Origin of the sequence: Roseicella sp. DB1501, from assembly GCF_013112485.1 — a bacterium.
In the GTDB taxonomy this organism is placed as follows: domain Bacteria; phylum Pseudomonadota; class Alphaproteobacteria; order Acetobacterales; family Acetobacteraceae; genus Paracraurococcus.
Window position 1 is genome coordinate 276,232 of sequence record NZ_JABFHG010000005.1, and the last position, 15,031, is coordinate 291,262.

The window sequence follows — 15,031 nt, forward strand, 5'->3', positions numbered from 1 at the left end:
GCGTGCCGCGCCGGCAGGCTCAGCGCTGGATCAGCTCGATCTTGTAGCCGTCGGGGTCTTCCACGAAGGCGATGATGGTGGTGCCGAACTTCACCGGTCCCGCCTCGCGCGTCACCTTGCCGCCGCCGGCACGGACCTTCTCGCAGGTCGCCGCCACGTCCGGCACGCCGACCGCGAGATGGCCGAAGGCGTTGCCCTGTTCATACTTCTCGGTGCCGTAATTGTAGGTGAGCTCTATCTCGCCCTGGCCCTCGGCATTGCCCTCGCCATAGCCGAGGAAGGCGAGCGTGTACTTGCCGTCCGGCACGTCGCGGCGGCGCAGCTCCTTCATGCCGAGCAGCTCGGTGTAGAATTTCACGCTGCGATCGAGGTTGCCGACCCGGATCATGGTGTGCAGGAACTTGCTCATGGCGTCCTCTCCGTTGTCGTGAAACGCTCGGGATCGATGGCGATGACGAACAGCCCGGCCGCCTCCGCCGCCGCGAGCGTGCCGGCCCGATCCACGAGGATGGTGCCGCCCGCCTCGATGGCGATGCCGGCAAGCCCGGCCGCCGCGGCGCCCCGGATGGTCTCGGGCCCGACCGTCGGCAGGTCGAGGCGGCGATCCTGCCCGGGCTTCACCAGCTTGACCAGCACGCCGTCCCGCCGCCCCGCCGGGCCTTCCCGCTTCAGCCCGGCGCAACGCGCGAGCAACGCATCGGTGCCCTCGATCGCCTCGACGCCGAGGACCAGCCCCTGCTGGATCACCGCGCCCTGGCCGACATCGACCGCGCCGAGGGCGCGCACCACGGCGATGCCGCGCGCGATATCGGCGCAGGCCGACGCATCCGGCGCCGTCCGGGTCAGCAGCCCCGCGGCGGGCAGGATGTCCCGCAGCACGGCCTGCGCCGGAAGGATCTCGAACCCCTCGTCCTCCAGCACGCGCGCCACCGCGCGCAGCAGCCCGTCATCGCCGGCGAAGAAGGCGCGGCCGATGCGGGCGAGCAGGCGGGCGCCGGTGGCATCCGGCCGCAGCGAGAGGAAGGAGGGGCGCTGCGCGCGCCCGGTCAGCACGAGCTGCCGCACGCCCTGGGCGCGCAGATGGCCGAGGATGCGGCCGGCGGCGCCGGCACGCTCGTGCAGCACCGGGAAGCCGTCCCATTCCTGGTCGGCCCAGCCCTCCAGCGCGACGACATGCACGGGCCGCCCGGCGGCGCGGGCGGTGCGGGCGACCTGCAGCGGCACATGGCCGCCACCGGCGAGGATGCCGAGGGGTTCGGGGCTCACACCCCCTCCCCGTTCTCCTCATCGATGCCGCCGAGCTCGGGCGCCGTCATGCGGCCCGGGCGCACGAGCTGGCGCCGCCGCGTGGTGTCGCGCACGAAGGCGATCACCTCCTGCACCAACGCCTCCCCCGGCCAGCGCGCCGCAGCCTGGTCGAGCTTGGCGGCGAACTCGCCCGGCTCCTTGAACAGCAGGTTGTTGGCCTGGCGCAGGGTGCGCAGCTGATCGCGGGAGATGCCGCGGCGCAGCAGCCCGATCTTGTTGAAGCCGACGAGGCGCGCCGGCAGGCCGAAGACGTAGCCGAAGGGCGGGATGTCGTTGGTGACGCCGGCGAGACCGCTCACCATGGCGAGCCGGCCGATGCGCACCGTCTGGTGCACCGCCGCGCCGCCGCCGATGAAGGCGCCATCACCGACCAGCACATGGCCGCCGAGCATGACGTTGTTGGCGAGGATGACGCCATCGCCGAGGAGGCAGTCATGCCCGACATGCGCCTGGGCCATCAGCATGCAGCCGGCGCCGATGCGGGTCAGCCCGGCGCCGCCGACGCTGGCGCGGTGGATGGTCGCGCCCTCGCGGATCAGGCAGCCGGCGCCGATCTCGCAGCGCGTCGGCTCGTTCTTGTACTTCAGGTCCTGCGGCGGCGTGCCGATCGAGGCGAAGGGCAGGATGCGGCTGCGGGCGCCGATGCGCGTCGCCCCGTCGATCACCACATGCGAGACGAGCTCGACGCCCTCCTCGAGGACCACCTCGGGGCCGAGGGTGCAGAAGGGGCCGATGCGGCAGCCGGCGCCGATGATCGCGCCCTCCGCGACGCTGGCGCCGGGCGCGATCCGGGCCGTCGGGTCGATCTGTCCCAAGGTGCTCAACGGTCCAGGATCATCGCCGCATAGGTGGCCTCGGCGACCACCTTGTCATCGACCTTCGCCTCGGCTGTGAACTTCCAGATATTGGCGCGCTGCTTCTCCTTCACCACGTGCACGCGCATCTGGTCGCCGGGGACGACGGGCTTGCGGAATTTCGCGTTCTCCACGGTCATGAAATAGACCAGCTTGCCCCGCGCCTCCGGCCCCAGCGTCTCGACCACCAGCACGGCCGCGGTCTGGGCCATGCACTCGATGATCAGCACGCCTGGCATCACGGGGTGTTCCGGGAAATGTCCCTGGAAGAAATTCTCGTTGATGGTGACGTTCTTGATGCCGATGGCGGAGGCGTTCTTGTGCACCTCCACCACGCGGTCCACCATCAGGAAGGGGTAGCGGTGCGGGATCGCGCGCATGATCTGCGCGATATCGAAAGCCTCCACCGTGGCTGGGCCTGCGGTCTCCGCCGCCTGCGCCTCGCTCGCGTCCATGGTCCTTGCCTGCCTTCCCTCAACCCTCGCGCCCGGCGCCGAGCTTCTTGAGCTTCGCCATGGCGCGCCAGAATTCCCGCACGGGCATGGAAGGGCTGCCGATCACGTCGGTCTTGGCCGGAACATCGTTCATGACGCCGGCCTGGGCGCCGATCCGCGCCTGGGTGCCGATACGGAGGTGTCCCGTCAGCCCCGCCTGCGCCGCAACGGTCACGTGGTCCTCTAGCGTCGTGGAGCCCGAAATGCCCGCCTGCCCAACGACCACGCAGCCGCGCCCGGTCTGGACGTTGTGCCCGATCTGGACGAGGTTGTCGAGGCGCGTCCCGGGACCGATCACCGTGTCGCCCTGGCTGCCGCGATCGATACAGGAATTCGCCCCCACCTCGGCAAAGTCGCCGAGCAGCACGCGTCCGAGTTGCGGCATCGTTTCGAAGCCGCCCTCCGGCGTCGGGGCGAAGCCGAAGCCTTCCTGGCCGATCCGCGCCCCGGGATGCAGCACCACCCCGCGTCCGAGGATGGCATGGCTGACGCTGCACTGCGCGTGCAGCCGGCAGTCATCGCCGATCTCGACCGCCGGCCCGATCGTCGCATGCGCGTGGATGATGCAATTCGCCCCGATCCGCGCGCCGCTGCCGATCACGGCATAGGGGCCGATCTCCGTGCCCACGCCGATCGACGCATCCGCGGCGACCACGGCGGTGGGATGCACCCCCGGCACCGGTGCCGGCGCCGGATGCAGCAGCCGGGCAACGCGGGCGAAGCCGAGATAGGGCTGCGGCGTCACCAGCGCGACGGCGCCCTCCGGCACCTGCGCCGCGAAGGCCGGGGCGAGCACGACGGCGCCTGCCCTAGTCCCCGCGAGCAGCCCGGCATAGCGGCGGTTGTCGAGGAAGCTGACATCCTCCGGGCCGGCCGATTGCAGCGGCGCGACCCCGGTGAAGAGGCGCTCCGGATCCCCGGTGAAGCTCGCCCCGGCCGCGGCCGCGAGGTCCTGCAGGCGCTGCGCGCCGCTGGTCGGGAAGAAGCGCGGATCCGCCACGCCGCCGCTCCGATCAGCGCTTCTGCTGCGCCGGCGGCGAGGCCGGGCGCGCCGGCGCGTTGGCCGCGGCGGGCGCCTCGGTCCCGCTCGACTCCGGCGGCATGTTCACGCTTTTCAGCACCTTGTTGAACTGCTGCGCGACATCCTCCGTGAGGTCGAAGGGCGGGTCGTTGAAGATGACGAGCGGCCGCGGCAGCACCAGGTTGACCTTGCGGCTGGCCGCGACCTGCCGGATGACGCCGCCGAGCCCCTGCTCGATCTCGGCCAACGCCTGCTGCGCCGCCTGCTCGATGGCCCGGCTGCGCTCGCGAAAGATGCGCTGGCTGTCGGTGATGCGGTCCTGCAGCGCCCGCTCCCGCTCGCGGAGCTGATCCTGCGGCATGGCGTTGCGCTGGTTGGCGAGCTGCTGCTGCTGCTCGCGCCAGTTGTTCTGCTCGCGCTGCAGATCGTCGTTCAGCCGCTGGCGCCGCCGCTCGATCTCGTCGCGCACCTGGGTGAAGGCGGTCGAGACCCGCTGGATCTCGGGCACGTCCACGATGCCGATGACCGCGGTCGGCGGCTGCTGGCCCGGCGGCAGCGGCGCCGGGGCCTGGGTCGCCGCAGCCTGGGGCTGCTGCCGCGCCTGGTTCTGCTGGGCCGGGCGCTGCTGGCGCTGCTGCGGCTGCTGCTGTCCCTGGTTGGGCACGAACCATTCCTGCTGCTGCTGCGCCGTGGCAGGCAGGGCGGTCGCCAGGAGGGCGGGGGCGGCCATGGCCAGCAGGCGGATGGCTGGCCGGACCGAAGCGAGGGTGAGGCACATGGGCTGGGGAATTCCCGTGGTCAGAAGCGGGTGCCGAAGCCGAAGCGGAAGACCTGTGTCTCGTCGTAGGACTTCTTCACCACGGCCTGGGCCAAGTCGATGTTGATCAGGCCGAAGGGACTCCGCCAGGAGATGCCGACGCCGGCACCGACCCGCGGCGAGCCGTCATCGGCGATCCGCACGCCCGCCAGCCCTGGCGAGCTCTTGTCCAGTTGCGACAGCGCACCGACATCCACGAAAGCCCGGCCCACCAGCCCGAGTTCGGCCGGCAGGGGCAGCGGGTAGCGCATCTCCGTGCTCTGGGTCCAGATAAAGCGGCCGCCGAGGCTGTCGCGGGTATCGAGGTCGCGGGGCCCGGCGCCGGCGATGCGGAAGCCGCGCAGGTTCTCGCCGCCGAGGAAGAAGCGGTCGATGATGCGCTCGTCCTTGCCGAAGAGCGGCTCGAGATAGCCGACGCCGGCGGAGATGGAGAGCACGTAATCCGGATCGCCGAGATACTGCTCGAAGGGGATGTAGTAGCTGCCGTCCAGCCGGGCGCGGATATAGGCGACGTCGCCGCCGAGGCCGGCAAAGTCGGTGCCGACGCGCACCACGCCGCCGCGCCGCGGGTCGATGATGGAATCGCGGAAGTCGTAGGTCAGCGTCTGGCCGAGCTGCGACAGCAGCGTCTCGCCCTTCTGCTCCTGGATGTAGCGCGAGGCGTTCTGCGCGATGTCGTAGACCTCGCGGTCCGTCAGGGTGTAGGCCCAGGTCTGCCGCAGCCGGTCGTTGAAGGCGTAGCCGGCGCGCAGCGCGAAGCCGGCGCGCCGCTCGCGGTAGGCGGAGATGCTGAGCAGGTTGCGCTGGACGAAGAAGATGTCGACGCCGGCCGCGAGGTTGCGGTCGAGGAAGTAGGGATCGGTGACCGAGAGGTCGAGCTGGCTGCGGCGCTGCGCCAGGGTGCCGTTGATGCGCCCGTCGATGCCGGTGCCGAGCAGGTTGCGCTCGCGCAGGCCGACATCGGCGAGGGCGCCGGCATCGGTCGAGTAGCCGCCGCCGATCGAGACCTCGCCCGTCGCCCGCTCGGCCACCTGGGTCGTCAGCACCGCGCGGTCGGGCGCCGAGCCGGGCGCCGAGCTCACCTGCACGTCCGAGAAGTAGCCGAGGTCGCGGATGCGCTGGCGCGAGCGCCGGATCTGCGCCGCGTTGAAGGCGTCGCCCTCGGCGATGCGGAATTCGCGGCGGATCACCCGGTCCTGGGTGCGCGTGTTGCCGTTGATGTCGATGCGCTCGACATAGACGCGCGGCGCCTCGTTGATCTCGAAGGTGAGGTCGACGCGCCGCGCCTCGCGGTCGCGCTGGATGCGCGGCTGCACGTCGACGAAGGGATAGCCGCGCAGGTTGACCGCATCCTGCAGCGACTGCGCCACCCGCTCGACGCTGTCGCCGTCATACCAGTCGTCGGTGTCGATATCGACGAGGCGCCGGACGCTGGTGGCGTCGAGGTTGCGCAGGTTCGAGATGACGTCGACCTTGCCGACCTTGTAGCGCGGGCCTTCGTCCAGCGTGTAGGTGATGAAGAAGCCGCTGCGGTCCGGCGCCAGCTCGGCGGTTGCGTTGGTGATCTGGATGTCCGCATAGCCGTTGCGGAGATAGAAGCGTCGCAGCAATTCCCGGTCGAAGGACAACCGCTCCGGATCGAACTGGTCCGAGGAGGAGAAGATCCGATACCAGGCCTGCTCCTTCGTCGCCACGATCTCACGCAGCTTGCTGTCGCTGTATTCGTGGTTGCCGACGAAGTTGATGCGGGCGACCAGCGCCGCATCGCCTTCCTGGATCTCGTAGATCACGTCGACGCGGTTCTGGTCGAGCTCGATCAGCTTCGGCTCGACCACCGCGGCGAAGCGGCCGCGGCGGGCGTAGAGCTCCTGGATGCGCTGCCGGTCCGCCTGCACCGCCTGCGGCGTGAAGACGGCGCGGGCGCGCATCTGCACCTCGTTGCGCAGCACGTCGTCCGAGATCTTGCGGTTGCCCTCGAAGGCGACGCGATTGACGATCGGGTTCTCCTGCACCTCGACCACCACGCGGTTGCCCTCGTGCCGCACCTGCACATCCTTGAAGAGGCCGGTGGCAAAGAGCGACTTCAGGCTGCGGTCCAGACGGTCGGCGTCGAAGACGTCGCCGGGCTGCAACAGCATGTAGGAGCGGATGGTGTCCGCCTCGATGCGCTGGTTGCCGCGGATATCGATGGCCTGGACGATGCCGTCGGCCGCGGCGCGCTGCGGCGCGGCATGGGCGGGAGGCCTGGCGCGCGACTGCGCATCCGCCGCGATGGGCAGCAGGGCCGGCGTCAGGCAGGCGGTGGCGAGCAGGAGGACGCGAGGCGAGAGGGACAAGTTCGGACCCGTGCGGCTGGGGATCGCTGGCGGCGCGGAGAATAGCCGCAGCACCCCCGCCCCGCCACCCCACCCGCTGCAGCCCCGATCCGGGATGCCGCCGGCGTGGCCCGGCGGCATCCCATCGGCCGTGGGGCCCCGCCCGCGCTCAACCGAAAAGGCGCGCGACGAAGCGGCCGACGCCGCCCTCGACGATGTCGTTCCTCGAGGCAAAGAGGAACAAGGCGATCAGCAGCGCGAAGCCGGCCCGGAAGCCGTATTCCTGCACCCGCGGCGGCAGGGGACGGCCGCGGATCGCCTCGGCGGCATAGAACATCAGGTGACCGCCATCGAGGACGGGAATCGGGAAGAGGTTGAGCAGGCCGAGGCTGACCGAGAGCACGGCCATGAGGTTGACCAGCGCGCCGAAGCCGAGCGAGGCGGCCTCGCCGCTGATCTCGGCGATGCGGATCGGGCCGCCGAGCTCCTTGGCGCTGCGCTTGCCGACGATCATCTCGCCGATTCCGGCCAGGGTCTGCCAGGTGATGTCGGCGGTCTGCACCACGCCGGCCGCGACGGCCGAGACGGGATCGAGCCGCTCGAAGCGCACCGCGCCGCCCTGCACGCCGAGGACGCCGACCGCGCCGCCCGCGCCGCCCGCGCCTTCGCGCGACTCCGGCACCGCGGTGAGCGTGGTCTCCTCGCCGTCGCGGCGGACCAGCATCGCGATCGACTGGCCAGGGCGCTGCTGCACGTAGCGCTGCACCTGCTCGAACCGCGTCACCCGATGGTCGTCGAGCGCCAGGATCTCGTCGCCGGCGCGCAGCCCAGCGCGCGCCGCGGCCGAGGACTCGACCACGGCGGCGAGGCTGGTGTTGCTCACCGGCCGGCCGGAGGTCATGAACAGCCCGGCAAACAGCGCCATGGCCAGCAGGAAATTGGCGATCGGCCCGGCAGCGACCACGATCGCCCGGCTGCCCACCGACTTGCCGTGGAAGGTGCGGCCCTCCTGCCAGGTGGCGCGCACCTCGGGCGGCACGTCCTCCGGCGTCTCCTGGCCATGCATCTTCACGTAGCCGCCGAGCGGGATCCAGCCGAGGCGCCATTCCGTCCCATGGCGGTCCCGCCCCCGCAGCACGGGCCGGCCGAAGCCGATGGAGAAGGCCTCGACATGCACGCCGCGCCAGCGCGCCGCGAGGTAATGGCCGAGCTCGTGCACGAAGACCAGCACGCCGAGTACGACGGCAAAGGCGATGAGCGTGCGCGGCAGGGCCGGCAACGCGTTCCACAGACTACCCAGAAGCTCCAAGGCCCAGCCCTCCAGCCGGCGCTGCCCAGCGTCGGAAATCACCCGGTCGGAAAATCACTCGGTCGGACGCGTCCCGCCTCAGGCCGCGGCGCGGCGGGCGGCGATCCGGCCGGCCTCGGCCCGGGCGGCGTCGTCGAGCGCCAGCACCGCATCGAGGCCGGGGATGCCCGGCGCGCCGAGGCGCTCGAGCGTCTCCTCCACCACCGCCGCGATGTCGAGGAAGCCCAGGCGGCGGGCCAGGAAGAGCGCGACCGCCACCTCGTTCGCGGCATTCAGGATAGTGGGGGCGCCGGCCCCCGCCTGCAACGCCTCCCGCGCCAGGCGCAGCGCCGGGAAGCGGACCGGGTCGGGGGCGAAGAACTCCAGCCGCCCGAGCGTCGCAAGGTCGAGCCGCGGCAGGCTGACCGGCATGCGCTCCGGCCAGGCCAGGCAATGCGCGATCGGGGTGCGCATGTCCGGCGTGCCGAGCTGGGCGAGGATCGAGCCATCGGCATATTGCACCATGCCGTGCACGGTGGATTGCGGATGCACCAGCACCTCGATCCGCGCCTCGGGCACCGGGAAGAGCCGCGCCGCCTCGATCAGCTCGAGGCCCTTGTTCATCATGGTGGCAGAGTCGATCGAGATCTTCGCCCCCATCGACCAGATCGGATGCCGCACCGCCTGCTCCGGCGTCGCGGCCCGCATGGCGGCGGGCTCGGCCGTCCGGAAGGGCCCGCCCGAGGCGGTCAGCACGATCTTCTCGATCATCGCCGGGTCGCGGGCGTCGAGGGCCTGGAAGATGGCGTTGTGCTCGGAATCGACCGGCAGCAGCCGGGCGCCTGTCCGCGTTGCCTCGGCCAGCACCACCTCGCCGGCGCAGACCAGCGTCTCCTTGTTGGCCAGCGCCAGGGTGCCGCCGCGGCGCAGCACGGCGAGGGCGGAATGCAGCCCGGCGCTGCCGACGATCGCCGCCATGGTCCAGTCGACCGGCCGGGCCGCCGCCTCCACCACGGCAGCCGGGCCGGCGGCGGTCTCGATGCCGGTGCCCGCCAGGGCCTCGCGCAGCGCGGCATGCGCGCCCGGATCGGCGACGACGGCGAGACGCGGCCGCAGCCGTTGCGCCTGGGCGGCCAGAGCCGCCACGTCGCGGCCGGCGACCAGCGCCTCGATCGCATAGGCGCCGGGCGCCGCCGCCTCCACCAGGGCCAGGGTGCTGCGCCCGACCGAGCCGGTGCTGCCGAGGATGGTGAGGCGCTTCATGGAACCAGCCATCCGGGACCGTGCCCCGCCATGCAGCCTTCAGACCCCCTTCGCATCGCCCCACTACCCTTGCTTGCCAGGCGCTTCGTCATCCTCGGTCCGGCCGGCGCCGGAGCCCTGCCCCGCGGGGAGAGCGGAGCGGCAGGCCACCGACATCAATCCCTACAAGACACTAGGCCGGAAGGGGCCCCTCATGGCAGGCCTGGGCCGGCCTGCGCAAGCGGTCAGACCTCATGCCTGTGGCCCTATCGCCACAGGGCCGCCCCCGGCCCCAATAGCGCGCCGAGCAGCGCCGCGACCGGCGCCGCGGCCAGCACCGCATCGAGCCGGTCGAGCAAGCCGCCATGGCCGGGAATGAGGGCGGAGCTGTCCTTCACCTGGAAGCGCCGCTTGATCCAGCTCTCGAACAGGTCGCCGATCTGGGCCACCACGCCGATCAGGCCGGCGAGCAGCGCGACGCGCCCGAAGGGTGGCGTCGCCCCCTCCACCGCCGCGATGACGAGCAGGGCGACGAGGATGGCCGAGACCAGCCCGCCGGCGGCGCCGGACCAGGTCTTGTTGGGCGAGATGGCCGGCGCCAGCTTCGGCCCGCCGAAGCGCCGCCCGGCGACATAGGCGCCGATATCGCTCGCCCAGACCACGAGGAAGAGGAGCAGCACGTTCCAGCGCCCCACCGCGGCATCGCCGCGCAGATGGATCAGGGCGACGCCGGCGAGGCCGATATAGAGGATGCCGAAGGCCAGCCAGAAGCCGGAGCGGGCGTGCCCCCCCTGCCCCGGTCTCCGCCCGGATGTCCTCCCGAATGCTCCTCCATACACCCACAAGCCGAGGAAGCCGCCGGCGAGCAGGGCGAGCGCCCAGCTCCATGCCGCCTCGACCGCAAGGGTGCCGGCGCCGAGCACCAGAAGCGGCACGGCGAGGCCGGGCAGCCGGCGCGTGGAGAAGCCGCAGAGCCGCACCCATTCCCAGGCGAGCAGCGCCACCGCCGCCGCCATCAGCGCCGCCCAGGCCTCGGCCCCGAGCCAGATGCAGAGCAGCGCGGCCGGGCCGAGCAGCATGGCGGAGAGGACCCGCTTGCGCAGATCCGGCCAGCGGCTGACGAGGCCGCCGCCGCGAGAGGGAGGTTCAGCCAGTGCGGGCACCGTAGCGGCGCTCCCGGCGGCCGAATTCGCGGATGGCCTGGCCGAGGAAATCGGCGCCGTAATCCGGCCAGAGCACGTCCTGGAAGACGAACTCGGCATAGGCGGCCTGCCAGAGCAGGAAATTCGACAGCCGCTGCTCGCCCGAGGTGCGGATGATCAGGTCCGGATCCGGCATGCCGGCGGTGAAGAGCCGGCCGCCGAAGCTCGCCTCGTCCAGGCTGGCGGGGTCGAGCCGGCCATCCCGCACCGCCTCCGCCACCGCCCGCGCCGCGGCGACGATCTCGCCGCGCCCGCCATAGGACAGGGCGACGGTCAGGTTCAGCCGCGTGCCCTGCGCCGTCTGCGCCTCGGCCCGCTCGATCTCATGCATGGTCTCCCGGCCGAAGCGGGCGCGGTCGCCGATCACCCGCAGCCGGATGCCCTCCTTGGCCAGCGTCGCCACCTCGGCCCGCAGGTAGAGCCGCAGCAGGCCGGTGAGCGCCCGCACCTCCTCGATCGGCCGCAGCCAGTTCTCCGAGGAGAAGGCGAAGAGGGTGAGCCAGCCGATGCCTTCCTGGATGCAGGCCTCGATGGTGCGCCGCACCGCCTCCGCCCCGGCCTTGTGGCCGAGCGGGATGGGCAGGCCGCGCGCCTCGGCCCAGCGGCGGTTGCCGTCCATGATGATGGCGACATGCGCGGGCGGCCCGGACTGGCCGGGGCGGCGGGGCGCCGCCTCGGCGGCGAGCGGCGCGAGGCTCAGCTTGGGAAGACCGGACACCGCGGCTCAGACCTGCCTGATGTCCTTTTCCTTGTCGGCCAGCACCTGATCGACCTGCTTGATGTACTGGTCGGTCAGCTTCTGCACCTCGTCGGACCAGTGCTTGGCGTCGTCCTGGCTGATCGGCGCCTTCTTGTCCTTCTCCTGCGCCTTGACCTGCTCCATGCCGTCGCGCCGCACGCCGCGGATGGCGACCTTGGCGCTCTCGGCGTATTTCGCCGCCGTCCGCACCAGCTCGTTGCGGCGCTCCTGGGTCAGCGGCGGCAGCGGCACGCGGATCACCTGGCCCTCGCTCTGCGGGTTGAGGCCGAGGCCGGAATCGCGGATGGCGATCTCGACCGCCTTCACCACCGACTTGTCCCAGACCTGCACCGACAGCAGGCTCGGCCCAGCGACCGAGACATTGGCCACCTGGTTGAGCGGCTGGTTGTTGCCATAGGCCTCGACCCGCACGGGCTCGAGCAGCGCCGGACTGGCCCGGCCGGTGCGCAGGCCGGTGAATTCCTTCTTGAGCAGCTCGATCGCGCCATCCATGCGGCGCGTCAGGTCCTGCTTCAACGTCTTGAGGTCGGCCGGCATGGCCCCTGCACTCCCGTTCCTCGATCCGCCCGGCCCGGCATGACCGGGCGCCTGCCCGGATGGCCGCCAGGCGGGCCGGCCCGGCGCCGCCGCGACTCGATGCGGCAGGGCGCCCGGCCCCTGTTTCCGTCTACCTACCCCCGGCCGGGCCGCCCGCCCAGGGGCGGGATGCGGGCGAGCCGCCCGATCGGCATGTGCCCTACTGTCCTGATCTCGAAGTCCTCAGGACCCTAGCTCTCCACGACCGTGGTGAAGTTGCCCTCGCCCTGCATCACCGCGGTGAAGGCGCCCGGCTCGTGGATGTTGAAGACGATGATCGGCAGCTTGTTCTCGCGGCAGAGCGAGATCGCCGCCGCATCCATCACCGCCAAGTCGCGCGCCAGCATGTCCAGATAGGTGAGCGTCACGTAGCGCTCGGCCTGGGCGTTCTTGCGCGGGTCCGCCGAATAGACGCCGTCCACCTGGGTGCCCTTCAGCAGCGCGTCGCACTGCATCTCGGCGGCCCGCAGCGCCGCGGCGGTGTCGGTGGTGAAGAAGGGATTGCCCGTGCCGGCGGCGAAGATGACGACCCGGCCCTTCTCCATGTGCCGGATCGCCCGGCGCCGGATATAGGGCTCGCAGACCGACTGCATGGCGATGGCGCTCTGCACCCGGGTCGGCACGCCGACCTTCTCGAGCGCCGACTGCATGGCGAGGGCGTTCATCACAGTCGCCAGCATGCCCATATAGTCGGCCTGGGCGCGGTCCATGCCGGTGGCGGCGCCCGCGATGCCGCGGAAGATGTTGCCGCCGCCGATGACCAGGCAAACCTCGACGCCGAGCTCGACGACGCCCCTCACATCCTCCGCTATCCGGCGGCAGGTGTTGGTGTCGAGGCCATAGTCGCCCTGCCCCATCAGTGCCTCGCCGGACACCTTGAGCATGACACGCTTGTAGCTGGTCTGTTGGCTCATTTTGGGTCCGTCACGGCAAGCGGGTGAAGTTAGGCACCCGACTAACCCTGGACAAGCTCGGGAATCAACAAGGGGATGCGATGTGGCTGCCGTCTATCGCACGGCAGCCGCATCGCCCTCCGCTCCCGGGCTGTCCCCTCAGGCGGGGCCGGTGCCGGCCGCCGCCGCGACCTCGGTGGCGAAGTCGGGGCCGACCGGCTTGTCGATGCCCTCGCCGAGCTGGAAGCGGGCGAAGCCGGTGAGGTTGCCGCCGGCCTTGCGGACGATCTCCTTCACCCGGCTCTCGCCGTCATGCACCCAGACCTGCTCCAGCAGCACCACTTCCTCGTAGTATTTCCGGATCCGGCCCTCGACCATCTTGCCGATGATCGCCTCCGGCTTGCCCGAGGCGCGGGCCTGCTCGGAGAGCACCGCCTTCTCGCGCTCGAGCGCGGAGGGATCGACGCAGCCGACCTCGAGCGCCTCCGGCCGGGCGGCGGCGACATGCATGCCGATCTGGCGGCCGAGCGTCTCGAGCGCCTCGATCTCGGAATTGCCCTCGAGCGCGACCAGCACGCCGATCTTGCCGAGGCCCGGCCGCACGGCGTTGTGCGTGTAGGTGGCGACGACGCCCTTCTCCACCTCGAGGCGCTTGGCGCGGCGGATGTTCATGTTCTCGCCGATGGTGGCGATGAGGCGCGTCAGCTCCTCGGCCACCGAATGCCGCGTGCCCGGATAGGGGGCCGCCTTCAGCCGCTCCAGATCGTCGCCGACCGAGAGCACCAGCCCCGCCACCTCGGCGACGAAGCCCTGGAATTGTTCGTTCCGCGCGACGAAATCGGTCTCGGCATTCACCTCGACCATGGCGCCGACCTGCGGCCCGGTGGCGACGCCGACCAGCCCCTCGGCCGCGACGCGGCCGGACTTCTTGGCGGCGGCGGACAAGCCCTTCTTGCGCAGCCAGTCGATCGCGGCCTCCATGTCGCCATTCGCTTCGACCAGCGCCTTCTTGCAGTCCATCATGCCGGCGCCGGTCTTGTCGCGGAGGTCGCGCACCAGCGCGGCGGTGATCTCGGCCATGGGTGTCTCCCGTGTCCTGCCTAATCGAGAGGAGCGGGTCGCGGACGCCGCGGTCCGGGCGCGCGGCCCTGCTCCTGGGAACAATGAGAAGCGGCGGGCCGACCTTCCCCGAAGGCCAGCCCGCCATCAAGACGTCCTTGCCGGCCCGGCGACGGCGCCGCCCGGCCGCAACATCCGGTCATGCCCTGGACGGGCCCCGCCGCCAGGCGGCGCGGCCCAACCGGGGCGGGCCTCAGCCGGCCCGGTTGCCGTCGTCCTCGTTGGCCTGGACCATCGTCTCCAGGCTCTCGGTGTCGAGGCCGGCGGTCGGGCTGGACTGCGCATCGGCGAGCGCCGGCTCGCCCTCGGTCAGCTCTGGCGCCAGTTCGGGCGCCAGCTCGGCCGCGACATCGGCGGTCAGCTCGGGCTCGGCGGGCAGCTCCTCGGTGGCGCCGAGATCGACGCCGCTGGCCTGCAGCTCGGCGGAGATGCCGTCGAAGACCGCGCCCGCGACCATGTCGCAATAGAGGTTGATGGCGCGGATCGCGTCGTCATTGCCCGGGATCGGGAAGGCGACGCCCTGCGGATCGGCGTTCGAATCGACCACGGCGACGACCGGGATGCCGAGCTTGTTGGCCTCCTCGATCGCCAGCTTCTCCTTCACCACGTCGATGACGAAGATGATGTCCGGCAGGCCGCCCATCTCCTTGATGCCGCCGAGGGCGCGGTCGAGCTTCTCCTTCTCGCGCGTCAGCATCAGGACCTCCTTCTTGGTGAGGCCCTGGACGTTGCCGGAGAGCTGGTCCTCCATCTGCTTCAGGCGCTTGATGGAGCCGGTGATCGTCTTCCAGTTGGTCAGCATGCCGCCGAGCCAGCGGTGGTTGACGTAGTACTGGCCGCAGCGGGTCGCCGCCTCGGCCACATACTCGGCCGCCGCCTTCTTGGTGCCGACGAAAAGCACGCGGCCGCCGGCGGCGACGACGTCGCGCACGGCGCGCAGGGCCCGGTCCATCATCGGAACGGTCTGCTGCAGGTCCAGGATGTGGACCTGGTTGCGCACGCCGAAGATGTAGGGGGCCATGCGCGGGTTCCAGCGCCGCGTATGGTGGCCGAAATGCACACCCGCCTCGAGCAGGGCGCGCAGGGTGACCTGGGGCATCGCCATCGGCGAAATCCTTCCAATCAGTCCGGTTGAGCCTCCG

The 15,031-nt window shown here is 71.3% G+C and carries 15 protein-coding genes; all 15 read right to left on the reverse strand.

Going from position 1 to position 15,031, the window contains the following annotated elements; genetic code table 11:
• Window positions 1–19: 19 nt before the first annotated feature.
• Window positions 20–409 (reverse strand): lactoylglutathione lyase, encoded by a 390-nt coding sequence (gloA, locus tag HJG45_RS12185; protein ID WP_171612391.1) that lies wholly within the window; start codon window positions 407–409, stop codon window positions 20–22.
• Window positions 406–1,266 carry a UDP-2,3-diacylglucosamine diphosphatase LpxI domain-containing protein gene (locus tag HJG45_RS12190; protein ID WP_171612392.1) on the reverse strand — a complete coding sequence of 287 codons (861 nt, stop codon included), beginning with the start codon at window positions 1,264–1,266 and terminating at the stop codon, window positions 406–408. The genes gloA and HJG45_RS12190 overlap by 4 nt, the downstream gene beginning before the upstream one ends.
• Window positions 1,263–2,132, reverse strand: a complete 870-nt coding sequence (gene lpxA, locus HJG45_RS12195) for an acyl-ACP--UDP-N-acetylglucosamine O-acyltransferase (protein ID WP_254452463.1) — start codon at window positions 2,130–2,132, stop codon at window positions 1,263–1,265. Before lpxA ends, HJG45_RS12190 begins: the two co-directional genes overlap by 4 nt.
• The gene (gene fabZ, locus HJG45_RS12200) at window positions 2,129–2,617 is read right to left on the reverse strand and encodes a 3-hydroxyacyl-ACP dehydratase FabZ (RefSeq protein ID WP_171612393.1); all 489 of its coding nucleotides are present in this window, start codon (window positions 2,615–2,617) and stop codon (window positions 2,129–2,131) included. The genes lpxA and fabZ overlap by 4 nt, the downstream gene beginning before the upstream one ends.
• Before the next feature lie 19 nt (window positions 2,618–2,636).
• Window positions 2,637–3,656, reverse strand: coding sequence for a UDP-3-O-(3-hydroxymyristoyl)glucosamine N-acyltransferase (gene lpxD / locus HJG45_RS12205; protein ID WP_171612394.1), 1,020 nt, complete (start codon window positions 3,654–3,656; stop codon window positions 2,637–2,639).
• A gap of 13 nt (window positions 3,657–3,669) precedes the next feature.
• Window positions 3,670–4,455 carry an OmpH family outer membrane protein gene (locus HJG45_RS12210; RefSeq protein ID WP_254452464.1) on the reverse strand — a complete coding sequence of 262 codons (786 nt, stop codon included), beginning with the start codon at window positions 4,453–4,455 and terminating at the stop codon, window positions 3,670–3,672.
• Window positions 4,456–4,475: 20 nt separating this feature from the next.
• Window positions 4,476–6,830 carry an outer membrane protein assembly factor BamA gene (bamA, locus tag HJG45_RS12215; protein WP_254452465.1) on the reverse strand — a complete coding sequence of 785 codons (2,355 nt, stop codon included), beginning with the start codon at window positions 6,828–6,830 and terminating at the stop codon, window positions 4,476–4,478.
• Window positions 6,831–6,978: 148 nt separating this feature from the next.
• Complete coding sequence (gene rseP / locus HJG45_RS12220; RefSeq protein ID WP_254452466.1) at window positions 6,979–8,118, reverse strand: RIP metalloprotease RseP; 1,140 nt, start codon at window positions 8,116–8,118, stop codon at window positions 6,979–6,981.
• Between the two features lie 78 nt (window positions 8,119–8,196).
• Window positions 8,197–9,360, reverse strand: a complete 1,164-nt coding sequence (gene dxr, locus HJG45_RS12225) for a 1-deoxy-D-xylulose-5-phosphate reductoisomerase (RefSeq protein WP_368040569.1) — start codon at window positions 9,358–9,360, stop codon at window positions 8,197–8,199.
• A gap of 245 nt (window positions 9,361–9,605) precedes the next feature.
• The gene (locus tag HJG45_RS12230; RefSeq protein ID WP_368040570.1) at window positions 9,606–10,502 is read right to left on the reverse strand and encodes a phosphatidate cytidylyltransferase; all 897 of its coding nucleotides are present in this window, start codon (window positions 10,500–10,502) and stop codon (window positions 9,606–9,608) included.
• Window positions 10,486–11,160 carry a polyprenyl diphosphate synthase gene (uppS, locus tag HJG45_RS12235; protein ID WP_171612510.1) on the reverse strand — a complete coding sequence of 225 codons (675 nt, stop codon included), beginning with the start codon at window positions 11,158–11,160 and terminating at the stop codon, window positions 10,486–10,488. The genes HJG45_RS12230 and uppS overlap by 17 nt, the downstream gene beginning before the upstream one ends.
• Before the next feature lie 105 nt (window positions 11,161–11,265).
• On the reverse strand, window positions 11,266–11,838 hold the full coding sequence (gene frr, locus HJG45_RS12240) for a ribosome recycling factor (RefSeq protein ID WP_171612398.1): 573 nt from the start codon (window positions 11,836–11,838) through the stop codon (window positions 11,266–11,268).
• Window positions 11,839–12,068: 230 nt separating this feature from the next.
• On the reverse strand, window positions 12,069–12,791 hold the full coding sequence (gene pyrH, locus HJG45_RS12245; RefSeq protein ID WP_171612399.1) for a UMP kinase: 723 nt from the start codon (window positions 12,789–12,791) through the stop codon (window positions 12,069–12,071).
• A 138-nt stretch (window positions 12,792–12,929) separates the two neighbouring features.
• Window positions 12,930–13,850 carry a translation elongation factor Ts gene (tsf, locus tag HJG45_RS12250; RefSeq protein WP_171612400.1) on the reverse strand — a complete coding sequence of 307 codons (921 nt, stop codon included), beginning with the start codon at window positions 13,848–13,850 and terminating at the stop codon, window positions 12,930–12,932.
• 232 nt (window positions 13,851–14,082) lie between these two features.
• A complete protein-coding gene (gene rpsB / locus HJG45_RS12255) occupies window positions 14,083–14,994 on the reverse strand; it encodes a 30S ribosomal protein S2 (protein WP_171612401.1) in 912 nt (303 codons plus the stop codon).
• Window positions 14,995–15,031 lie beyond the last annotated feature (37 nt).